At 67.0% G+C, this 22170-nt stretch carries 20 protein-coding genes and 1 riboswitch; of the genes, 15 read left to right on the forward strand and 5 right to left on the reverse strand.

The window, feature by feature from the left end; genetic code table 11:
• Window positions 1–34 precede the first annotated feature (34 nt).
• Together FRZ44_RS23075 and metZ are read right to left on the reverse strand one after the other, a co-directional pair.
• Entirely contained in the window at window positions 35–955 is a 921-nt protein-coding gene (locus tag FRZ44_RS23075) for a homoserine O-succinyltransferase (RefSeq protein WP_151180429.1), read from the reverse strand.
• An 84-nt stretch (window positions 956–1039) separates the two neighbouring features.
• Complete coding sequence (metZ, locus tag FRZ44_RS23080) at window positions 1040–2188, reverse strand: O-succinylhomoserine sulfhydrylase (protein ID WP_225308726.1); 1149 nt, start codon at window positions 2186–2188, stop codon at window positions 1040–1042.
• 208 nt (window positions 2189–2396) lie between these two features.
• Window positions 2397–2471, reverse strand: a riboswitch (SAM riboswitch).
• 277 nt (window positions 2472–2748) lie between these two features.
• Here metZ and FRZ44_RS23085 point away from each other — a divergent pair.
• The 5 genes from FRZ44_RS23085 (at window position 2749) to FRZ44_RS23105 (ending at window position 10128) form a co-directional block, all read left to right on the forward strand.
• Window positions 2749–3648, forward strand: coding sequence for a hypothetical protein (locus FRZ44_RS23085; RefSeq protein ID WP_151179390.1), 900 nt, complete (start codon window positions 2749–2751; stop codon window positions 3646–3648).
• A 504-nt stretch (window positions 3649–4152) separates the two neighbouring features.
• On the forward strand, window positions 4153–5319 hold the full coding sequence (locus tag FRZ44_RS23090; RefSeq protein WP_151179391.1) for a YjgN family protein: 1167 nt from the start codon (window positions 4153–4155) through the stop codon (window positions 5317–5319).
• A gap of 34 nt (window positions 5320–5353) precedes the next feature.
• Window positions 5354–6670: a M48 family metallopeptidase gene (locus tag FRZ44_RS23095; protein ID WP_151179392.1), complete on the forward strand. Its 1317-nt coding sequence runs from the start codon at window positions 5354–5356 to the stop codon at window positions 6668–6670.
• A gap of 302 nt (window positions 6671–6972) precedes the next feature.
• Complete coding sequence (ccrA, locus tag FRZ44_RS23100) at window positions 6973–8259, forward strand: crotonyl-CoA carboxylase/reductase (protein WP_151179393.1); 1287 nt, start codon at window positions 6973–6975, stop codon at window positions 8257–8259.
• Window positions 8260–8472: 213 nt separating this feature from the next.
• Complete coding sequence (locus tag FRZ44_RS23105) at window positions 8473–10128, forward strand: acyl-CoA dehydrogenase family protein (protein ID WP_225308410.1); 1656 nt, start codon at window positions 8473–8475, stop codon at window positions 10126–10128.
• Between the two features lie 41 nt (window positions 10129–10169).
• Here the strand turns inward: FRZ44_RS23105 and FRZ44_RS23110 are convergent, their stop codons facing one another.
• Window positions 10170–10565 carry a hypothetical protein gene (locus tag FRZ44_RS23110; RefSeq protein ID WP_151179394.1) on the reverse strand — a complete coding sequence of 132 codons (396 nt, stop codon included), beginning with the start codon at window positions 10563–10565 and terminating at the stop codon, window positions 10170–10172.
• 174 nt (window positions 10566–10739) lie between these two features.
• Between FRZ44_RS23110 and FRZ44_RS23115 the strand changes: the two genes are divergently transcribed.
• The 6 genes from FRZ44_RS23115 (at window position 10740) to FRZ44_RS23140 (ending at window position 15265) form a co-directional block, all read left to right on the forward strand.
• Window positions 10740–11354 (forward strand): 2-hydroxychromene-2-carboxylate isomerase, encoded by a 615-nt coding sequence (locus FRZ44_RS23115; protein ID WP_151179395.1) that lies wholly within the window; start codon window positions 10740–10742, stop codon window positions 11352–11354.
• Window positions 11355–11562: 208 nt separating this feature from the next.
• Entirely contained in the window at window positions 11563–11802 is a 240-nt protein-coding gene (locus FRZ44_RS23120; RefSeq protein ID WP_225308411.1) for a twin transmembrane helix small protein, read from the forward strand.
• Window positions 11803–11814: 12 nt separating this feature from the next.
• The gene (locus FRZ44_RS23125) at window positions 11815–12393 is read left to right on the forward strand and encodes a cob(I)yrinic acid a,c-diamide adenosyltransferase (RefSeq protein ID WP_151179396.1); all 579 of its coding nucleotides are present in this window, start codon (window positions 11815–11817) and stop codon (window positions 12391–12393) included.
• Window positions 12394–12606: 213 nt separating this feature from the next.
• Window positions 12607–13356: an electron transfer flavoprotein subunit beta/FixA family protein gene (locus FRZ44_RS23130; protein WP_151179397.1), complete on the forward strand. Its 750-nt coding sequence runs from the start codon at window positions 12607–12609 to the stop codon at window positions 13354–13356.
• 16 nt (window positions 13357–13372) lie between these two features.
• The gene (locus tag FRZ44_RS23135) at window positions 13373–14308 is read left to right on the forward strand and encodes an electron transfer flavoprotein subunit alpha/FixB family protein (RefSeq protein ID WP_151179398.1); all 936 of its coding nucleotides are present in this window, start codon (window positions 13373–13375) and stop codon (window positions 14306–14308) included.
• Window positions 14309–14380: 72 nt separating this feature from the next.
• Window positions 14381–15265, forward strand: coding sequence for a 3-hydroxybutyryl-CoA dehydrogenase (locus tag FRZ44_RS23140; RefSeq protein ID WP_151179399.1), 885 nt, complete (start codon window positions 14381–14383; stop codon window positions 15263–15265).
• Between the two features lie 57 nt (window positions 15266–15322).
• Here FRZ44_RS23140 and FRZ44_RS23145 read toward each other — a convergent pair whose 3' ends face one another.
• On the reverse strand, window positions 15323–15664 hold the full coding sequence (locus FRZ44_RS23145; RefSeq protein WP_151179400.1) for an endonuclease domain-containing protein: 342 nt from the start codon (window positions 15662–15664) through the stop codon (window positions 15323–15325).
• Window positions 15665–15759: 95 nt separating this feature from the next.
• Window positions 15760–16383, reverse strand: a complete 624-nt coding sequence (locus FRZ44_RS23150) for a TlpA family protein disulfide reductase (protein WP_151180432.1) — start codon at window positions 16381–16383, stop codon at window positions 15760–15762.
• A gap of 18 nt (window positions 16384–16401) precedes the next feature.
• Here FRZ44_RS23150 and argH point away from each other — a divergent pair, with 18 nt between their 5' ends.
• The 4 genes from argH to FRZ44_RS23165 all read left to right on the forward strand — a co-directional run bounded on the left by argH (window position 16402) and on the right by FRZ44_RS23165 (window position 21958).
• Entirely contained in the window at window positions 16402–17868 is a 1467-nt protein-coding gene (gene argH, locus FRZ44_RS23155) for an argininosuccinate lyase (protein WP_407658020.1), read from the forward strand.
• Window positions 17865–18014 (forward strand): hypothetical protein, encoded by a 150-nt coding sequence (locus FRZ44_RS27150; RefSeq protein ID WP_191908259.1) that lies wholly within the window; start codon window positions 17865–17867, stop codon window positions 18012–18014. The genes argH and FRZ44_RS27150 overlap by 4 nt, the downstream gene beginning before the upstream one ends.
• Entirely contained in the window at window positions 18011–19324 is a 1314-nt protein-coding gene (gene lysA / locus FRZ44_RS23160; RefSeq protein ID WP_151179401.1) for a diaminopimelate decarboxylase, read from the forward strand. Before FRZ44_RS27150 ends, lysA begins: the two co-directional genes overlap by 4 nt.
• Window positions 19325–19438: 114 nt before the next feature.
• Window positions 19439–21958 carry a TIGR02302 family protein gene (locus FRZ44_RS23165; protein ID WP_191908260.1) on the forward strand — a complete coding sequence of 840 codons (2520 nt, stop codon included), beginning with the start codon at window positions 19439–19441 and terminating at the stop codon, window positions 21956–21958.
• The last annotated feature ends 212 nt before the right edge of the window (window positions 21959–22170 follow it).

Raw genomic sequence — 22170 nt, forward strand, 5'->3', positions numbered from 1 at the left:
TCACAGTACCAGCAATCGCCCCGCAAACTCGCCGTCACCTGCTCCCAATCAGATCGATATCGAACGGCGCGGTCTGGTAGATCTCGTTGATCCAGTTGGCGAACAGCAGATGGGCGTGAGACCGCCAGCGATTCTGCGGCGGCTGCGACGTGTCGTCATTCCGGAAATAATTGACGGGCAGCTTGATCGGAACCTCGGCCTTGAGGTCCCGGAAATACTCGTCCGCGAGCGACCCGGAATCATATTCGAGATGATCGAGCACATAGAGGCGCCGGAACCGGCTGTCCTCCGCCATGCAGACGCCCTTCTCGTCGGAATGCGCCAGCAGCGTCAGCTCCGGGCGGGCGGCGACGTCCGCGGCCCTGATCTCGGCCCAGCGCGAGATCGGAATCAGGAAATTGTCGGAGAAGCCGTGAAGATAGGGCGACGAGGGCGCCATGATCTTCTGTCGGTAGACGCCGAACGCCTTCTCCGCCAGATGATGCTTCGGCACGCCGTGGAAATGATGGAGGGCCGCCATGGCGCCCCAGCAGACATTCATGGTCGAATGGACGTTCGTCTGCGTCCAGTCGAAGATCTGCCGCATCTCCGGCCAATAGGTGACCTCGTCATAGGGGATCGTCTCGAGCGGCGTGCCGGTGATGATGAAACCGTCGAACTTCCGGTCCTTCGCGTCTTCCCAGGTCTGATAGAAGGCGAGCAGGTGGTCTTCCGAGGTGTTCTTGGTCTTGTGCTTGCCGATCCGGACGAACGAAAGCTCGACCTGGAGCGGCGAGGCGCCGAGAAGGCGCGCCATCTGCAGCTCGGTCTTGATCTTGTTCGGCATCAGGTTAAGCAGGCCGATCTGAAGCGGACGGATGTCCTGGCGGATCGCCGCCGTCTCGGTCATCACCCGCACGCCCTCGTTCACCAGGGTGTCGAAGGCGGGCAGCTTATCGGGAATCTTGATCGGCATCGGGGTCACCAGAAACAGACAATCTTTCGCCGCAGGCGCGGGGGGGCGCTCCTGCAGCCGGGAATCGGCATCGGCGCCGGCGCGCTAGACCGCCTTCAGCGCCTGCGCCAGATCGGCCTCGAGATCCTCGGCGGCCTCGAGTCCGACCGAGAGCCGCACGGTGCCGTCGAGGATACCCTGCTGCTTGCGCAGCTCGGGGCCCAGGCGCTGATGCGTCGTCGTCGCGGGATGCGTCGTCAGGCTCTTCGAATCGCCGAGATTGTTCGAGATCAGGATCAGCTTCAGCGCGTTGAGGAAGCGGAAGGCGCCGCCCTTGCCGCCCTTGAGATCGAAGGTGACGAGCGTGCCGCCGCTCTTCATCTGGCGCATCGCCAGCGCATGCTGCGGATGGCTCTTGAGCCCCGGATAGAGCACCGTCTCGACCTTCTTCTGGCCCGAGAGGAATTCGGCGATGCGCGCGGCAGTCGCGCATTGGCGCTGCAGGCGCAGATCGAGCGTCTCGAGGCCCTTGAGCAGCAGCCAGGCATTCATCGGTGAGAGCGACGGGCCGGTATGGCGCAGGAAAGGCTGCAGCTTGTCGTTGATGAACGCGCGGCTGCCCAGCACGATGCCGCCGAGCGCGCGGCCCTGGCCGTCGATATGCTTGGTCGCGGAATAGACCACCACGTCGGCGCCATAGTCGAAGGGCTTCTGCAGCAGCGGGGTCGCGAACACATTGTCGACGATGACGCAGGCCCCCGCCTTGTGCGCGAGATCGCAGACCGCCTTGAGATCGACGATGCGCAGGCCCGGGTTGGAAGGCGATTCCAGAAACACCGCCTGGGTCGGTTTCGACAGGGCCTTGCGCCAGGCGCCGAGATCGCGCCCGTCCACCAGCACGGTCTCGATCCCGTATTTCGGCAGGATCTCGGCCAGGACGTATTGGCAGGAACCGAACAGCGCATCGGAGGAGACCACGCGGTCGCCGGCCTTGAGCTGGCAGGCGAGGCTCGCGAACACGGCGGCCATGCCGCTCGCGGTCGCGCGCGAATCCTCGGCCCCCTCGAGCAGCGCCATGCGGCTCTCGAACATCTGCACGGTCGGATTGGAGAAGCGCGAATAGACGAAGCGCGGCTTGGTGTTGGCGAAGGCCGCTTCCGCCTCTTCCGCCGTGCTGTAGACGAAGCCCGAGGTCATGTAGATCGCCTCGGCCGTCTCCTTGAAGTCGGAGCGCAGCACGCCGCCATGGATCATGCGGGTATCGGGATGCCAGCTCGCCGGATCGGTGCCCGGCCCGGTCAGTCCCGGTGCGGGCGCAATGCCGGCGGCCTTCGCCGCGGCGGGGGAAGGACGCGTCTTCGAGCCCGAAAATCGCGGGCTCCTTCTCTGGGCCATTGGACGTCTCCGCAAGGCCGGCAGGATCTGCCGGGCCAAAAAAAACCTCGACCGTAAAGGCCGAGGTTCAAAGCGTCCCTGGGCCTTTTAGCTGCTTATTTAACGTGGCCGCAAGCCGGCACAAATGACCACGGAGCCTTGGCTCCCGAGGGCGCCAAGATCGGCGGCAAGTATGGCCAGGAGCGCGCGAAAGTCAATCCCGGCGCAACGGTGCGAGGGGCGCCGGCGGCCGTTCGACGCGCATGGGGAGACGCCGGTCGAACGCGATTGTTACAGGATTCCAAACGATTCTTTCGACGGCACCCTCGCCAGCGCCATCGCTCCCAGGCATTCTGGCGCCGGTGGTGGCCGGCGTCCGCACATGCGGGTATGCAACGACCCTCGGCCGATGCCGGCGCAATGATGGGAGAAGGATCGCGATGTTGAAGTTTTGCGCAAGCGCCTGGCTTGCGGCGATGTTGCTGGCCGTCGGCGCCGGGTCGCCGGCCGCGGCCGCCGGCCCCGGTCCCGGCAAGGCGGACGGCACTCTGCGGCTCGACAAGGCGCCCACGAGCCTGACCCAGGCCTATGCGCTCGAGGTGGTCGAAATTCCGGAAATGCGCATGCCGAACTCGCCCGAGCGCACGATCACGCTGATCCTCACCGACCGTCCGCTGCCGGGGCGCGTCGACGATATGAGCGCCATGGAGCAGGCCTATAACGGCCAGCTGCGCGGCCTCGTGATCGAGATCGACCCCGCCGCCAAGACGGTCGTGAGCGGCCGCACCCTGATCCCGCAGGACGAGCTGCCGCAATTCTTCAGCATGAGCGGCGATTCCTCGGGGGTGGAACTCGCCGGCTTCACCGAAGACAAGGCCAAGGGCACGATCACCGGCAAGATCAAGACCACCGCGCCGATGGAGGTGGTGAATTTCGACAACAAGCCGGGCCCGAAGACCTTCAGCTTCAATGTCGTCTTCAACGCGGCGTTGCTGCCGGCGCCCAAGCTCACCTCCACCATCGAAGGCGACCAGGCCAAGGCCAGCGAGCAGGGCCAGACGCTGAAGCGCTTCCTCCAGGCCGTCTCCGACGGCAATCCCGACGCGCTCAAGGCCGTCGTCACCAAGGATCATCCGGCGCTGTCGATGCTCAATCCCGAGGGCATGGGACAGATCAAGGAGATGATCTTTGCCGACGGCAACAATGTGGAGGGGATCTACGGCCTGCTGACGAAGATCTACGTCTATGGCCAGACCGCCACCGCGCTCCTGCGCCATCCCGACGGCTGGAGCAGCTATCCCCTCGCGCTCGAGGACGGGAAATGGAAGATGGGGTTCTGAGGGGAACTGCTCGACGTTAACCAGTTCGCGTATTCCCTTGCCCTCGATGGGGAGGGCACGTTTGCTTATGGAATCGCGTGTCAGCTGCCCCCAGTCGTCACCCCGGCCTTCGAGCTTGTGAAGAAATCGAATGATTCAGAAATACTCTCGCCCCCTCCCCTTGTGGGAGGGGGTAGGGGGAGGGGTGATGCCGTAAGAGGTCACGGTAAATGGTGTCGAGTCTGGCCTACTCGTGCTGGCCCGTCCGCAACTTAGCCCGCGCCTGCTGCTTTCAGAGCGTTGATCGATCGTGAGCATGGCCGTCATCGCGCCATGTCACCCCTCCCCCTACCCCCTCCCGCAAGGGGAGGGGGCGTGGAGTTTCTGTGCTTCGCTCGATTCCTTCACACGCTCCTTCGCCGGCATGACGAAACAGGGGCGCCGCCTCTCCGCACCCGCGCATGACAAGCGACCGGAAGGCTGCTCTAATCCTGTCACCACAACCATCCGCTGCAGGGGGAAGACATGGCGGACGTGCCGATGGCGGGGGGACCGGCGGTGCCGGCCGCGGCGACTCAGCGACTGGTCTATGACGGCACGCTGTTCCAGCTCTACGAGATCTATCTGCTGAATCTCGTCCTCAGCGTCATCACGCTGGGCATCTTCCGCTTCTGGGCCAAGACCCGGATCCGCCGCTATGTCTGGTCACATGTGAGCTTCCAGGGCGACCGGCTCGAATATACCGGCACGGGCGGCGAATTGTTCAAGGGCTTCCTGATCGTGCTGGGCTTCCTCGTCGCCTTCGGCGTGCTCCAGGTGGTGCTGCAGTTCGCCTTGGGTCCGGATTCGCCGGTCGCGCTCATCACGCAGTTCGCCTTCCTCTTCTTCATCGTCTATCTGTCGCTGGTCGCCCATTACACCGCGCAGAATTATCGCCTGACCCGCACCTATTGGCGCGGCGTGCGCGGCGGGATGACGGGCTCGGGCTGGAGCTATGGCCTCAAGGCGCTGGGCCTGTCGCTGCTGCTGCCCCTGACGCTGGGACTGGCGCGGCCCTGGGTCACCTCGAAGCTGATGAACTGGCGCGCCAATGCGAGCTGGTTCGGCAGCGAGCGCCTGCAGCTCGATCTGCGCGCCGGGCCGCTCTACGCCGCCTTCTTCGTCAGCCTGGTGCTGACTCTCCTGCTCACCACGATCTTCGTCGGCGGGATCCTCGGCATCGCCTATGGCGCCGGCTGGCTCGATATCCAGGGCCTCCAGGATTACATCCAGCAGCAGGAGATCTATAAGACCGAGCCGGACGAGGCGCAGATCCAGCTCATCATCCGCCTCATCGTCGTCGGCTATCTCGCCGCCATCGCCGGCCTGGGCCTCTCCTACATCATCGGCTGGGCGTTCTATTTCGCCACCCTCTACCGGGCGACGGCCGCGGCCGCCCGGTTCGCCACGCTTCGCTTCGCCAGCGCCGCCACGACCGGCAGCCTGATCGGACTCTGGGTCGGCAATGCCGCGATCTATATCGTGACCCTGGGCTTCGGCTTCCCGATCCTGATCCAGCGCACGATGCATTTCATCGCCCGGAATCTCGAGATCCAGGGCGAGCTCGACGGGGCGGCGCTGACCCAGTCGACCATCGCCCGGCCGCGCTTCGGCGAGGGGCTGTTGGAAGCCTTCGATCCAGGTATGTTCTAGTTCGATCGAATTCCGAGCAAGGGCGGCAGGAACGGTGACGAACCAGGGCCCATCCGCATCCAAAGCCAAGGCCGGCGAAGCGCCCGACCGCTATTATGATGGGCGCAACGCGGTCGCCCACCCGGTGCGCGTCAATGTCACCGGCAGCAAGCTGAAGATCGTCGGCGTCGGGGCCCAGCTCCTGGCGGAGTGGCCGCTGGCGCAGATCGCAACCGTCGACCGGCGCGCGAGCGACGGCGCCATGACTTTCACGCTGGCGAACGCCTTGCGGAAGGGCGACGGCGCCAGGCTGATCCTGGCCGACAGCGGCGCCCGCAATCTGTTGCTGACGATGCGTCCCGAACTGGCGCAATGGAAGCGGCAGGGAGGCTATCGCGGCTTGAAGCGGGCCGTGGTCTGGGGCGGCATCGTCGCGGGCCTGCTCGCCGGATTCTATTTCGGCTTTCCTTTCGCCGCCGCCGAGCTGGCGCAGACCATGCCGCGGCGCTGGGAGATGCCCTTCGGCCAGGCGATGCGCAACGCCTTCGTCTCGCTGGCGCCCACCTGCCATGGCGAGGCCGGCATCGCGGCGCTGGAAGGCCTTATCACCCGCCTGGCGCCCGACGAGATCGAGGACCCGCCACTGACGCTCGACGTCATCGACGGCAAGATGGTCAACGCCTTCGCGCTCCCCGGCAATCACATCGTCGTGTTCCGCGGCCTGATCGACAAGGCGGGGTCGGGCGACGAGGTCGCGGGCGTGCTCGCCCATGAGCTGGCCCATCTCGATCTGCGCCATCCGATGCAGAACGCGATCCAGCAGGTTGGCGTCGGCGCCGTGCTCACCATGCTGCTGGGGGGCGGCGATATGAGCAGCGTCGGCCAGGTGCTGGTGGGCCTCACCTATACGCGGCAGATGGAGGCGGATGCCGACAGCCGCGGCGTCGCTCTGCTCGAAGCCGCGGGCCTGCGCGCCGACGGCCTCGCCGGATTTTTCCGCCGGCTGGGACCGGAGGAGAGCGAGGGGATTCTGCCGGATTGGCTCGCGAGCCATCCGGGCCTCGCCGACCGCATCGCCGCGACCGACCGGCCGTCCAGCGGCGACGACGCCTTCGACGCCCGGCAATGGGCGGCGGTCAAAGCCGTCTGCAGCAGCGCCGGCGCGGACAGCGAGAGCGTCGACAGCGCGACGGATAGCGCGGGCCCGGCCGACAGCGGCGCCGCGCCGGACAGCAACGCCGGAACCGACAACGGGAGCGCCGGCAATACCACCGACGAGAGCGCCGGCACGGTGGCCGCACCCGGGGATGTCGGCGTCGGCGCCCCCGTCAGTGGCGCCCCTCGGATCAAGCCGTCGAAATCCCGTCCCTGATCGCCCGCCGCCCCTTCCGACCTCGACAGGGCGATGCTGCAAGCGCACTATTGCGGTGCAATATCGCGGTTTTTCCCGGTCTCGATATCGACCTCGTCATATCGATTGTGACGCGTTTTGGCTATAAATCGCAATTATCAGTCCATTGCACGCCGTTCCCTGTAACTATCTTCACTTTTGTGCATTGCAAACGGAACCGCGAGCCAGTACATCCGTTTTGCGATCGCCGCGGCATCTATCGGGAAGCCAGCCCCAGACCGGGCCGGGGATGCCAGGCGGACCCATCGAAGGAGGGTGGTTTCATGAGCGAGCCAGCGAAGGTGGTGCCCCTGCGCGCCGAGCCCCAGCAACCGGTGAAGGATCTCTACGAGGTCGGCGAGATTCCGCCGCTGGGCCATGTCCCGGCGCGGATGTATGCCTGGGCGATCCGGCGCGAGCGCCATGGCGAGCCCGAGACCGCGATGAAAGTCGAGGCCGTCGCCACCCCCACCCTCGACAGCCATGACGTGCTGGTGATGGTGATGGCCGCGGGCGTCAACTACAACGGCGTCTGGGCGGCACTGGGCACACCCATCTCGCCCTTCGACGTGCACAAGGCCGAGTATCACATCGCCGGTTCCGATGCCGCCGGCATCGTCTGGGCCGTCGGCTCCAAGGTGAAGCGCTGGAAGGTCGGCGACGAGGTCGTGGTCCATTGCAACCAGGACGACGGCGACGACGAGGAATGCAATGGCGGCGACCCGATGTTCTCGCCATCGCAGCGCATCTGGGGCTATGAGACGCCGGACGGTTCCTTCGCGCAGTTCGCGCGCGTGCAGGACCGCCAGCTCATGCACCGCCCGAAGCATCTCACCTGGGAAGAGAGCGGCTGCTATGTGCTGACGCTCGCCACCGCCTATCGCATGCTGTTCGGCCATCGCCCGCATATCCTGCGGCCCGGCCACAATGTGCTGGTCTGGGGCGCCTCGGGCGGCTTGGGCTCGATGGCGGTGCAGTTGATCTCGACCGCGGGCGCCAATGCGATCGGCGTCATCTCCGACGACAGCAAGCGCGATTTCGTGATGCAGCTCGGCGCCAAGGGCGTCGTCAACCGCAACGATTTCAAATGCTGGGGCCAGCTGCCCAAGGTTAACGGGCCCGAGTTCAACGATTATATGAAGGAATGCCGCAAGTTCGGCGGCGCCATCTGGCAGATCACCGGCAAGGGCAACGACGTCGATTTCGTGTTCGAGCATCCGGGCGAGGCGACCTTCCCGGTCTCCTGCTTCGTGGTGAAGCGCGGCGGCATGGTGGTCTTCTGCGCCGGCACCACCGGCTACAACATCACCTTCGACGCGCGCTTCGTCTGGATGCGCCAGAAGCGCATCCAGGGCAGCCATTTCGCCAACCTGCTGCAGGCGGCCCAGGCCAACCAGCTCATGGTCGAGCGCCGCATCGACCCTTGCATGTCCGAGGTCTTCTCCTGGCACGACATCCCGCGCGCCCACACCAAGATGTGGAAGAACCAGCACAAGCCCGGCAACATGGCCGTGCTGGTGCAAGCCAAGCGCCCGGGCCTGCGCACGCTCGAGGACGTGATCGAGGCGTAGAAGAGCTAGCCGACGATTGCTTCTTTCGTCACTCTGCTCACTTATTGTCACCCCCGCACTCCCATCGTCACCCCCGCGAAAGCGGGGGCCCATGCCTGCCAAGATCTACGCTGCTGAATGATGGGTCCCCGCTTTCGCGGGGATGACAGCGGGGGTCGGGGCGACGAGATCGACGCGGGGCAACACCGAATTTCCCTCGACGGAGTCCCTCCCTTGCTCCTTCCCGATCTCACCGAAACCTGCCGGCTGGCACTGGCGCCGGCCGAGCGTCTGGTGGAGGAGGCGCGCGCAGCGCTCGCCACCGAGCTGGCCCCGGAAGGCCGCGTCGACGGGGCGGCCCTCGACCGCGCGCAATATGCGGCTCATGGCTTCGCCTGGTATGCGACCTATGCCGAGGCGCTGCGCCAGGCGCTGGGCTGGGCCGAACGGCTCGAGGCGAGCGACCGGCTGGGCGAGCGCGAGGCGCTGATCCTGCAGATCGGCTTCGGCGAATATCTGGCGCAGATGGCGGGCGGCATCGCGATCTCGCAGGGCGAGATGGTGCGGCCGCAGGATCTGGGATTGCCCGACGCGGCGACGGCGCTGGCATCCGAGTTCGCCGTCGACAGCCTGATCCGCGCCAACAGGTCGGCTTTACGCGAGCGCCTCGCCGAACTCATCGCCGACGAGGATTTCGGCGACCCCGCGCTCGATGACGAGATCCTCGCCATGACGCGCGAGCAGTTCCGGCGCGTGGCCGAGGATCATCGCGAGGACGCGCATCGCTGGCATCTCGAGGACGAGCTGATTCCGCTGACCGTGGTCGAGGAGCTGGCGAAGCTCGGCGTGTTCGGCCTGACGATCCCCGAGGAATTCGGCGGCTCGGGCCTGGGCAAGCTCGCCATGTGCATCGTGACCGAGGAGCTCAGCCGCGGCTATATCGGGCTGGGCTCGCTCGGCACCCGCTCCGAGATCGCGGCCGAGCTGATCCGTCTCGGCGGCACCGAGGCGCAGAAGCGGAAATGGCTCCCCAAGCTGGCCTCGGGCGAGATCCTGCCCACCGCCGTCTTCACCGAGCCCAACACCGGCTCCGATCTGGGCGCGCTCAAGACGCGCGCGGTCAAGGCCAAGGGGCCCGACGGTACCGATCGCTATCTCGTCACCGGCAACAAGACCTGGATCACCCACGCCTCGCGCTCGGACCTGATGACGCTGCTGGCGCGCACCGATCCCAACAGCGCCGACTGGCGCGGGCTCTCGATGTTCCTGGCCGAGAAGCCGCGCGGCAGCGAGCTCAAGCCCTTCCCCGCCGACGGCATGACCGGCGGCGAGATTCCGGTGCTGGGCTATCGCGGCATGAAGGAATATGAGCTCGCCTTCGACGGCTTCGCGGTCAAGGCCGAGAACCTGCTCGGCGGCGTCGAGGGCCAGGGCTTCAAGCAGCTCATGGCGACCTTCGAATCCGCCCGCGTCCAGACCGCAGCACGCGCGGTCGGCGTGGCGCAAGGGGCGATGGAGCTCGGGCTCGACTACGCCAGGAACCGCATACAGTTCGGCAAGCCGATCCTCGAATTCCCGCGCGTTGCCACCAAGCTCGCCTGGATGGCGGTCGAGACCATGTTCGCGCGCCAGCTCACCTGGTATGCCGCGCGCCAGAAGGACAGCGACCGGCGCTGCGACATCGAGGCCGGCATGGCGAAGCTCCTGGCCGCGCGCGTCGCCTGGGGCAATGCCGACAACGCGCTGCAAATCCATGGCGGCAACGGCTATGCGCAGGAATATGCGATCAGCCGCGTGCTCTGCGACGCGCGCATCCTCAACATCTTCGAGGGTGCGGCCGAGATCCAGGCCCAGGTGATCGCGCGCGGGCTGCTCAGCGGACGGAACTGAGGCAGGCCCGCGCGACGAACACCCAATCGGCGCCCCGCCTCTCACCGCGACTTGGCACAGACCAACGCCGGCTCGGCCGCCAGGTCCGACTGACAGCGCTGGATCGTGCCCGTGGTCGTATCGATCACCCAGAGCTCGGCCAATTGCGGATCGCCGTCGATGTCGTGCGAGGCGATGCGGTAGCGCTGCTTGCCTTCCTCGCCCTTAACCCACATGTCGGCCTCGGTCTTGCAAGCGGCTTTCGTCGCCGTGCAGGCCGACACCGCGCCGCTGGTGGTATCGAGGCTCCAGAGGATGCTGTCCCTCGTCTTGGCGTTTGCGTCCGCAGCGCGCGCCCGATCCTCCACCACCTCGAAGCGTCCGAGCATGCCGGCCTGGGCCGGCATGGCCGCCAGAACGCCAAGCGCCATCAGCAAGGCCATCGAAATCCTGTTCATCGTCTGATACTCCTAAAGGTTGTATAATTGTATCAATAAACTATCATAAATCACCGACGGCGCAAGCCCCTCGCCGCAGGAGCGGCGCTGCCCCGATCGCGTCGATTGCCGTCGATAACGGGCCAGGGTAGGAATCGGGCCGCCCGGGATCGCCCCGGCTCAGGCAGGTTCGCGATGCCCATCCCCATCGATTTCTACTTCTCCATCGACAGCCGCTATTCCTACCTGGCGGCGACGCAGATCCCGCTGATCGAGCGCGAGTTCGGCGCCGAGTTCCGCTGGCATCCGCTGGGGCTGGCGGCCCTGCTCGCGGCGCGCGGCGCCACGCCCTTCAGCAACGGCCTGCGCGTCTCCGGCCAGTATGAGCATGACTATCGCGACATCGACACCGGCCGGTGGGCATCGTTCTACGGCGTCAAGATCGTCACGCCGGATTGGAGCCAGGGCGACTGGACCCGCATCAATCGCGCCGCCGTGTCGGCGGCGGTCGCGGGATGCTGCCCCGCCTTCGTGACAGCGCTCTATGACGCGATCATGGTGCGCGGTGCCGTTCCCGCGGACGACGCCGCGATCGTCCACATCGCCGACGAGGCCGGCCTCGACGGCGCGCGCATCGCCGCCGGCATCGATGCGCCCGCGACCGACAGGCTCCACAGCGACACGATCGAAGCCGCGCGCCAGGCCGGCGTCTTCGGCGTGCCGAGCTTCGTCGTCGAGGGCCAGATGTTCTGGGGCAACGACCGGATCATTCTGCTGAAGCATTTCTTGAAGCAGCGGAAGCACAGCTAATTCTGCGCAGATCGAGCAGAACCCCTCCCCCTACCCCCTCCCGCAAGGGAAGGGGGTGAGATCTATTCTGTTTCCTTCACCCCCTTCCCCGACGGCGAAGCCGGCGAGCGGGAGGGGGTAGGGGGAGGGCCGGCCGCAAACTCGATTGAAGCTTGAAAGTAGAGCGAAGCGATCAGACAGAATCAGGGGGTAGGGGGAGGGGCCTTCGTTGCCCCTCGCTCTCCATTCGATCACACCCTATATTCCGCCCATGCGCGGATTTCTCTTCGTCCTTCTCCTGATCGCGATGTTCGGCACGCTGGCGGTGCTGTTCGTCGGGCTGTTCGCCATGGCGCGCGGCGGCGAGTTCAACAAGCGCCACGGCAACAAGCTCATGCGCCTGCGGGTGATGATGCAGGGTCTGGCGATCCTGATCTTCTTCGCCCTGATGATGGCAATGCGGGATTGACGCCGGGGGACGATGGTCAAACTCACGCGCATCTACACCAAGGGCGGCGACAAGGGCGAGACCTCGCTGGGCTCGGGCGCCCGCGTGCCCAAGCATGACCGGCGCGTCACGGCCTATGGCACGGTCGACGAGGCCAACGCCACGATCGGGCTGGCGCGGCTCCACACCAAGGGCAAGACCGACCAGATGCTGGCGCGGATCCAGAACGACCTGTTCGACCTGGGCGCCGATCTCTGCGTGCCGGAGGAAAAGCGCGCCGGGAAAGGCAAGAGCGGCGCCGGTGCGTTGCGCGTCGACGCGGCCCAGACCCTGCGGCTCGAGCGCGAGATCGACGCCATGAACTCCCATCTGGCCCCGCTCAACTCCTTCATCCTCCCGGGCGGAAGCGCCGCTTCCGCCTATCTCCATCTGGCCCGCACCGTGGTACGGCGGGCCGAGCGGGTCATCACGGCGCTGGCCGAGACCGAAGCCGTCAATCCCGAGGCGGTGCGTTATATCAACCGGCTCTCCGACCATCTCTTCGTGCTGGCCCGCTGGCTCAACCGCAAAGGCCGGGCCGACCGGCTCTGGGTCCCGGGCGCCAACCGCTAGTCCGGCCCCCCGGAAAAGGTCTGAAAAAGCGAGCCCGGCGAGCCGTTTTGACGCGCCCGAAAGCGACAGAAAGTTGCGGGCGGGCGCGTTGACAGGCTCATACCCTGTCCTTATTGTGCGCTGCGAAATAAAGCGGGGTCGGCCCTCGCGGGGCAGCTCGGGGGCGCCGCGGCCGGCCTTTTTCAACAGACAAATTCGGAGCCAGATCCAGAGATGAAGGTACTGGTCGCGGTCAAACGCGTGATCGACGCCAATGTGAAGGTGCGGGTGAAAGCCGACGGTACCGGTGTCGAAACGGCCAATGTGAAGATGGCCATGAACCCCTTCTGCGAGATCGCCGTCGAAGAGGCGGTGCGCATGAAGGAAGCCGGCACGGCGACCGAGGTGGTGGCCGTGGCCTGCGGTCCGGCGAGCTCCCAGGAGACGATCCGCACCGCGCTCGCCATGGGCGCCGACCGCGGCATCCATGTGCAGACCGATGTCGAGCTGCAGCCGCTGGCCGTCGCCAAGCTGCTCAAGGCCGTGATCGAGAAGGAGCAGCCGCGGATCGTGATCCTCGGCAAACAGGCGATCGACGACGATTCCAACCAGACCGGCCAGATGCTGGCGGGCCTCTTGGGCTGGCCGCAGGGCACCTTCGCCTCGAAGCTGACGATCGAAGGCGACAAGCTGCGCGTGAAGCGCGAGGTCGATGGCGGCCTCGAGACCGAGATCGTCAATCTGCCGACGATCGTCACGACCGACCTGCGGCTCAACGAGCCGCGCTACGCCTCGCTGCCCAACATCATGAAGGCGAAGAAGAAGCCGATCGAGGCGCTGACGCCCGACGCGCTGGGCGTCGATCCCTCGCCCCGCCTGAAGGTCCTCAAGGTGGTCGAGCCGGCCAAGAGAAAATCCGGCGCCAAGGTGAAGTCCGTTGCGGAGCTGGTCGACAAGCTGCGCAACGAGGCCAAGGTCATCTGAGGCGGGGGACAGGACAATGACGATTCTGGTTCTGGCAGAGCATCACGACGGCGCCGTGCGCGACGGTTCGCTCCATGCCATCACCGCCGCGCAGAAGATCGGCGGCGACATCCATGTTCTGATCGCGGGTCAGAATGCGAAGGCGGCGGCGGACGCCGCGGCGAAGATCGCCGGCGTCGGCAAGGTGCTGCTGGCCGACGATGCGGTCTATGCCGCCATGCTGGCCGAGAACGTCGCCAAGCTGATCGTCGGCCTGGCGCCGAACTACAGCCATCTGCTGGCGACCGCCACCAGCGTCGGCAAGAACATCATGCCGCGCGTGGCGGCCCTGCTCGACGTGGCGCAGGTCTCCGAGATCATCTCGGTCGAATCGCCCGACACCTTCGTGCGGCCGATCTATGCCGGCAACGCGCTGGCGACGGTCCAGGCCACCGACAAGATCAAGGTTATCACCGTGCGGGCCACCGGCTTCGACGCGGCCCCGGCCAGCGGCGGCAGCGCCGCGGTCGAGACCGTCGCCTCGGCCGGCGATGCCGGCCTCTCCACCTTCGTCGGCTCCGAGCTCTCCAAGTCCGAGCGCCCCGAGCTCACCTCGGCGCGCGTGATCGTCTCGGGCGGTCGCGGCATGCAGTCGGGCGACAATTTCAAGCTGCTCGAGGCGCTCGCCGACAAGCTCAACGCCGCCGTCGGCGCCAGCCGCGCCGCCGTCGACGCCGGTTATGTGCCCAACGACTACCAGGTCGGCCAGACCGGCAAGATCGTGGCGCCGGAACTCTATATCGCTGTCGGCATTTCGGGCGCGATCCAGCATCTCGCCGGCATGAAGGACAGCAAGGTCATCGTCGCCATCAACAAGGACGAGGACGCGCCGATCTTCCAGGTCGCGGATTACGGCCTGGTGGCGGACCTCTTCACGGCCGTGCCGGAGCTGACGGCAGAACTCAGCAAGTAAGCAACCGCGCCGGCGGCGCGGCCCGTCCGGGGCCGCCCAGGATGCCGGCGCCGGATGAAGGATGACTCAACGATGATTCAGAAGATCGGCGTGATCGGCGCCGGGCAGATGGGCAATGGCATCGCCCATGTCTGCGCGCTCAACCGCTTCGAGGTCGTGCTGTCCGACATCGATCCGGTACAGCTCGAGAAGGCCATGAAGTCGATCGACAAGAATCTCGATCGCCAGGTCCACTCGAAGCGCGAGGATATCCGGATCAGCGAGGCCGACAAGAAGGCGGCGCTGGCGCGGATCCATCCTTTCATCGGGATGGATCATTTCGGCGACTGCGATCTGGTGATCGAGGCCGCAACCGAGAAGGAAGAGGTCAAGGTCCAGATTCTCAAGGCGCTCTGCCCGGTTCTCAAGGCCGACGCGATCATCGCCAGCAACACCTCCTCGATCTCGATTACGCGGCTCGCCGCGGTGACCGACCGGCCGGCCAAGTTCATGGGCATGCATTTCATGAACCCGGTGCCGCTGATGCAGCTGGTCGAGCTGATCCGCGGGCTCGCCACCGACGAGGACACCTATCGTTCGATCAAGGAACTGACCGAGAAGCTCCACAAGACCGCGGCGCCGGCCGAGGACTTTCCCGCCTTCATCGTCAACCGCATCCTGCTGCCGATGATCAACGAGGCGGTCTATACGCTCTATGAGGGTGTCGGCACCGTCGAGGCGATCGACACCGCCATGAAGCTCGGCGCCAACCATCCCATGGGCCCGCTCGAGCTCGCCGACTTCATCGGCCTCGACACCTGCCTCGCGGTCATGCAGGTGCTCTATGACGGCCTCGCCGACAGCAAATACCGCCCCTGCCCGCTGCTGGTGAAATATGTCGAAGCCGGCTGGATCGGCAAGAAGGCCGGCCGCGGCTTCTACGACTATAGCGGCGAGAAGCCGATCCCGACGCGGTGAGCGGCCACCACTCGTCACCTCATTCCTTTCTTAGCCCCTCCCCCCTTGAGGGGGAGGTCAGGGTGGGGGGTGATCGTGAAGCGCGGTGAGAATCGTCCGGACGACCCCCTCCAGATTGGCCAACACGTCGTTGTTCCAGAATCGAATGACACGATAGCCGCGCGAGTTGAGCCAAGCCGTCCGCGCCGCGTCTTTCTCCCGCTCCGCGTCATGCTGCCCGCCATCGACCTCGACGATCAGCCGCGCCGACAGGCAGGCGAAGTCGGCGATAAAGTCACCGATGGGAACTTGCCGGCGAAATTTGAAGCCATCGAGCTGCTGGCCGCTCAGCGCTGACCAGAGCTTCCGCTCGGCATCGGTCGCGTCTTTACGGAGGCGTCGGGCGTCTTTCACGGACATGTCGGGAGCGGCGTTTGCGGCTACCCCCCACCCTAACCTCCCCCTCAAGGGGGGAGGGGTTTAGGCGGTATGCGCGTCGTCGCCTTTCGCGGCCCTCACGTCGCGCTGGTGGTCGAGCCCGCCGGCTGCCCCGCGGGGGCGTCCTTTTCCAGGAAATAGTGCATCAGCGCCAGCGACTCCGGACTGTCCCAGACGGCGGGGCCGACCATCGTTCCCACGATCTGTCCGGCGCGGTCGATGACGAGCGTCGTCGGCAGGGCCGGCACCTTAAGCGCCATGGGCAGGGCGTTGGGCTGATCCAGATAGATGTCGAGATGCTGGATGCCGAGCTGCTGGTAGAAGTGACGCACCGGCGTGATCCCGCCCTCGTCGAGCGAGAGTGCCAGCACGGTGAAGTCGGCGCCGCCGAGCTGGGCCTGAAGCCGGTCGATCGACGGCATCTCCTCGCGGCAGGGGCCGCACCAGGTGGCCCAGAAATTGAGCAGCACCACGCGGCCCTTGAACTGCTCCATCGTCACCGGCTGCTGGTTGGCGTCGAGGAAGCTCGCCTGCGGCACTGGCCGGGGCGGATCGATCAGGGTAAAGTCCGAAAGCGAACCGCCGAGCGGCGGGCCCGCATTCCCGCCCGCGGCGGCGCCCGGCAGCCCGAGCGCGGTCCCCAGCAGGATGAGGCCGCCCGCCGTTCCGGTCAGCAGCCGGCGCCGCTCTCGATCGATCATCTCCACGCTTCAGCTCCGATGACTGTGAAATCCAACCGCGACAATCCGGCCGCGTCCAGCGGCACCAGCAAGAAAAGCGGGGCGGACAGCCCCGCCGCGAGAAGCGGCTCCAATACGATGTGGGGCGGCCGCTTTGCCGGCGGCCCGGCCGAGATCATGGAGCGCATCAACGCGTCCATCGATTTCGATCGCCGGCTCTATGCCGAGGACATCGAGGGCTCGCTGGCCCATGCCGCTATGCTGGTCCGCCAGGGCATCATCCGTCAAGAAGACGGCGCCGCGATCGAGCGCGGGTTGCGGCAAATTCACCGCGAAATCGAGGCGGGGACCTTCGTCTTCTCGCGCGCGCTCGAGGACATTCACATGAATGTCGAGGCGCGGCTCAAGGAGATCATCGGCGCCCCTGCGGGCCGGCTCCATACCGCGCGCTCGCGCAACGACCAGGTGGCCCTCGATTTCCGCCTCTGGGTGCGCCGCGCGGTCGAGGGGCTGGAAGTCGAGCTCAAGGACCTGACGGCGGCGCTGCTCGATCTGGCCGAGCCTCATGCCGGCACGATCATGCCGGGCTATACCCATCTGCAGCCGGCCCAGCCCGTGACCTTCGGCCATCATCTGATGGCCTATGTCGAGATGATCCAGCGCGACCGCGGGCGCCTGGTCGATTGCCGCCGGCGCATGAACGAAAATCCATTGGGCGCGGCGGCGCTCGCCGGCACCTCCTTCCCGATCGATCGCGACCAGACCTCGAAGGCGCTGGGCTTCGACCGGCCGATGGCGAACTCGCTCGATGCCGTCTCCGACCGCGATTACGCGTTGGAATATCTGGCGGCGGGTTCGATCCTGGCGGTCCATCTCTCGCGCCTCGCCGAGGAGATCGTGCTCTGGACCTCGGACGGATTCCGCTTCGTGCGGCTGTCCGACGCCTTCTCCACCGGCAGCTCGATCATGCCGCAGAAGCGCAATCCCGACGCGGCCGAACTGGTGCGCGGCAAGACGGGCCGCATCATCGGCGCGCTCCAAGCGCTCCTCATCATGATGAAGGGCCTGCCGCTCACCTATGGCAAGGACATGCAGGAGGACAAGGAGCCGACCTTCGAGGCGACCGACAGCCTCGCCTTGTGCGTGGCCGCGATGACCGGCATGGTGCGCGACATGACACCCGATGCCGCCGCCATGGCCCGCGCCACCAGGAACGGCCACCTCACCGCGACCGATCTCGCGGACGGGCTGGTGCGCATGCTGGGCCTGCCCTTCCGCGAGGCGCATGAGATCACCGGGCGCATCGTGCGCCTGGCCGACGAGAAGGGGGCCGCCTTGTGGGACCTGCCTCTGTCGGCGCTTCAGAGCGTCGAGCCGCGCATCACGGCCGAGCTGCAGAACGTGCTGAGTGTCGAGAGTTCGGTCGCGAGCCGCACCAGCTTCGGCGGCACGGCACCCGAGACGGTGCGCCAGGCGATCGCGCGCGCGCGGGAGCGCTATCTATGAGCCGCGTTCGCCTGGCCCTGCTGCTGGCGCTGCTGATGGCGCTGGCCCTGCCGCTGGCCGCCTGCGGCAAGAAGGGCCCGCCGGGCCTGCCGCCCGGCCAGACCGATCAATATCCCCGCCAATATCCGAGCCCCAACGAGCCATGAGCGTCTTTGCCTATCGCCAGGGCGAGCTCCACGCCGAGGCCCTGCCGCTCTCGCGCCTCGCGGCCGAGGTCGGCACGCCCTTCTTCTGCTATTCGCATGCCGCACTCGCCAGCGCCTATGACGAGTTCTCCGCCGCCGTCGCCGGATTGCCGTCGATGATCTGCTACGCCCTCAAGGCCAATTCCAATCTCGCGGTGATCGCGACCTTCGCGCAGCGCGGTGCGGGGGCCGACGTGGTCTCCGAGGGCGAGCTGCGACAGGCGCTGGCGGCGGGCGTGCCGGCGCAGAAGATCATCTTCTCCGGCGTCGGCAAGACCGCGGCCGAGATGAAGTTCGCGCTCGAGACCGGCATCCGCCAGATCAATGTCGAATCGCTGCCGGAGCTGCGCCTGCTGGACCAGGTCGCGCGCGGGCTCGGGCGCAAGGCCATCGTCGCCCTGCGTATCAACCCCGACGTCGATGCCCGGACCCATGCCAAGATCTCGACCGGCAAGGCCGAGAACAAGTTCGGCATCGAGCTCGGCCATGTGCAGGCGGCCTACCAGGAAGCCTCAGGGCTCGCCGGCATCGATGTGCGCGGGCTGGCCCTCCATATCGGCTCGCAGCTGACCGACCTCGAGCCCTATCGCGCCGCCTTCCGGCGCGTGGCCGAAATCACGGCCGAGCTGCGGGGGGTCGGGCTCACCGTCGACCGGCTCGATCTCGGCGGCGGGATTGGCATCGCCTATCGCGGCGAGACGCCGCCCGCGATCGCGGATTATGTGCGCGTGGTGCGCGAGACGGTGGGATCGCTCAAGACCGAGCTCGCCTTCGAGCCGGGCCGCTGGCTGGTGGGCAATGCCGGCATTCTGGTGTCGCGGGTGCTGTTCGTGAAGCCCGGCGCCAGCCGCGACTTCGTCATCATCGACGCCGCCATGAACGACCTGATCCGCCCGGCGCTCTATGACGCCTATCACGCGATCCTGCCGGTGAAGGAGGCCGCCTCCGACGCGCCGGTGAAGCGCTTCGACGTGGTGGGGCCGATCTGCGAGAGCGGCGACCGCTTCGCCGAACAGCGCCCGCTGCCCCCTCTCCAGGACGGCGATCTGGTCGCGATCTGCCAGGCCGGCGCCTACAGCGCGGTCATGGCGTCGGGCTACAACAGCCGCCTGGCTGCGCCCGAGATCCTGGTCCATGGCCACGCCTTTGACATCGTGCGGGCGCGGCCCGACTATCAATCTCTTCTGGCGCGCGACCAAATCCCGGACTGGCTCGGAGCCGGTTCCGGTCGGCCCGGCCAGGCGAAGGGCGCACGCGGCGCCGCGGAATAGCCTCAAAGGGCCACCAGCCTTGGAGCCTCAGGGGCTGGGCCGGGATCCCTCCTGAAGGGGCCAGCCTCCCGCGGAATGCCGGGCCCTTCCGACGATGCCAAGGAGACGGCGGCAATGGCCGAGCAGGTTGGCTCGACCCCGATGGCAACGAAGGCGATCGAGCGGCGGCTCCGGGCGCGGCTCGGGCCCTGGCTGCTGCTGGCGCGGCTCGGCCTCTTCTGGGAGCGGCTCTGGCCGGCGATCTGGCCCGCGGTCGGCATCGCCGGCCTGTTCCTCGTTCTCGCTCTGCTCGACCTTCCGACCCGCCTGCCACCCTGGCTCCATGCCCTGTTGCTGGCGGCCTTCGCCGGCGCCATCGGCTTGGCCCTGTGGCGCGGCTTGCGGCGCTTCCCGGCGCCCAGCGACGCCGAGGCGCGCCGCCGGCTCGAGCTCGACAGCGACCTTCCCCATCGCCCTTTGACCCTGCTGGTCGAGCCGCTCGCGGCCGGCCTGGGCCATCCCGAGGCCGAGGCACTCTGGTCCCTGCACCGCACCCGGCTGCTGGCGGCGATCGGCCGGCTGCGGCTCAAGCTGCCGCGCCCCGGGCTCGCCGCGCGCGATCCCTGGGGCCTGCGGGCGGCGCTCGGCCTGTTCCTGGTGATCGGGCTGGTCGCGGCCGGCCCCGACAGCCTGGCCCGCATCAAGCAGGCCCTGATCCCGGGGCTGACGGCCGGTCCCCCGGCCGCACCGCCCAGCTATGACATCTGGATCACGCCGCCCGCTTATACCGGCCTGGCGCCGATCCTGCTCTCCTCCTCGACGCCGATGCCGGCCGAGAATGCCGGCGCGCCGGCGACCGGCGGCGGCACGACCGCGACCGACAACGCTGGCGCGCCCAAGCCGCTCGCGATCGCCGAGAACAGCGTGGTGCTGGCCCAGGTCGAGAACAGCCCGCAGCAGCCGAGCCTGGCGCTGGGCGAGGAGACGCGCACGCTCGAGCCCCTGGCCCAGAAGAGCTGGCGGCTGGAGGACGGCCATCTGGTCACCGGCGACCGGCTGGTGCTCAAGCTCGGCAATCGCGAGCTGGCGCAATGGCCGATCGCCATCATCCCCGACAAGCCGCCGACGGTCGCCTTCACCGCGGACCCCGCCCAGACCGAGCGCGGCGTGCTCAAGCTCAGCTACACCGCGAGCGACGATTACGGCGTCGAGCATGTGACGGCGAAGATCACGCCGCTGGGCGATGCCGCCAGCGCCGCGCCGATCGAGCTCGACCTGCCGGTGCCGGGCAGCGGCCTGCGCCAGACGCGGGCCGAGAGCTATCACGACCTGACCGCCAACCCGCTGGCCGGCAGCCCGGTGATGCTGACGCTCGCCGCGCGCGACGCGACCGACCAGGTCGGCCATAGCGAGACCCGCAACATCACGCTGCCGGAGCGGCCGTTCCATCATCCGGTGGCGCGCGCCATCATCGCGCTGCGCAAGATCCTGGCGCTCCAGCCCGACAAGCGCAGGGCCCTGGTCTATGCCTTCGACAAGCTCGGCTCGGACACCGAGGCCTATAACAACGACGTGGTGGTGATGCTGGCGCTCTCCAGCGTCTCGGCGCGGTTGCGCTACGACCGCAATCTCGACAGAGCCCTGCCCGACCTGCTGCAGCTCTTGTGGGACACGGCGCTGCGGATCGAGGAAGGCGAGAGCGCGGTCGCGATGCAGCGCCTGCGCGACGCGCAGGACGCGCTGCAGCGCGCGCTCGATCAGGGCGCCAGCGACGAGGAGCTGGCGAAGCTGGTCGAGGAGCTGCGCCAGGCGATGAACCAGTTCCTCGACGCGCTCATGGAGAAGATGAAGCGCGACCTGGCCGAGGGCAAGAACATGCAGCCGGTCGATCCCGACAAGATGTCGCTCGGCCGCGACGATCTGGAGCGCATGCTCGATCAGGCGCAGCAGATGGCCGAGGCCGGGGCCAAGGATGCGGCGCGCAACATGCTCTCGAAGCTGCGCGAGATGCTGGAGAACCTCCAGGCCGATCCGTTCGCGGGCCAGCCGCAGGAGGGCGAGAACGAAGCCCTGCAGATGATGCAGAAGCTGCAGGGCCTGACGCAGAAGCAGCAGGAGCTGCTCGATCGCAGCTTCCGCGACCAGCAGCGCGTCGAGCAGGGCGGCTCGCCGCAGGAGATGCAGGGTGCGGCCAACGATCAGGAAGCCTTGCGCCAGGGTCTCGGCGAGGTGATGCGCAGCTTCGGTGACATGACCGGCAACATCCCCGGATCGCTCGGCAAGGCCGAGCGCGCGATGAAGGACGCGGTGGGCGCGCTCGACAATGGCGATCCCGGTGCGGCGAACCAGGCCCAGGCCGAGGCGATGAACCAGCTCATGGAAAGCCAGCAGCAGATGCTGAAGGCGCTGGCCGAGCGTTTCGGCAGCCGGCCGGGTGCGGCCCCCCGCGATCAGCTGCTGAGCCAGCAGCCCGATCCCGGCCAGCGCCAGCAGGAAGGTACCGGCATGATCGACACCGGCGACGTCAAGCTGCCCGAAGCCGCCGACCTCCAGCGCGCGCGCCAGATCCTCGACGAGCTGCGCCGCCGTTCGTCGGAGCAGTTCCGCCCCAAGGTGGAGCGCGATTATCTGCAGCGGCTGCTGGATCGGTTCTGAGAGCTCGCTCTAACTCTTTCCTCCCCCCTCCTGTCTTCAGTAGGGTGAGGGGGAGAGACCCCGCAGCGATGATGTTTCAGAGCGCGCGGGGGTCAACACTATCGTCACCCCCGCGAAAGCGGGGGCCCAACTCGATCCAGCGCCATGAGTTGAAAGATGGGTCCCCGCTTTCGCGGGGATGACAGTTTGAGCTGATGTCCGCGCCGATGAGA

The sequence above is a fragment of the Hypericibacter terrae genome (assembly GCF_008728855.1).
Classification (GTDB): domain Bacteria; phylum Pseudomonadota; class Alphaproteobacteria; order Dongiales; family Dongiaceae; genus Hypericibacter; species Hypericibacter terrae.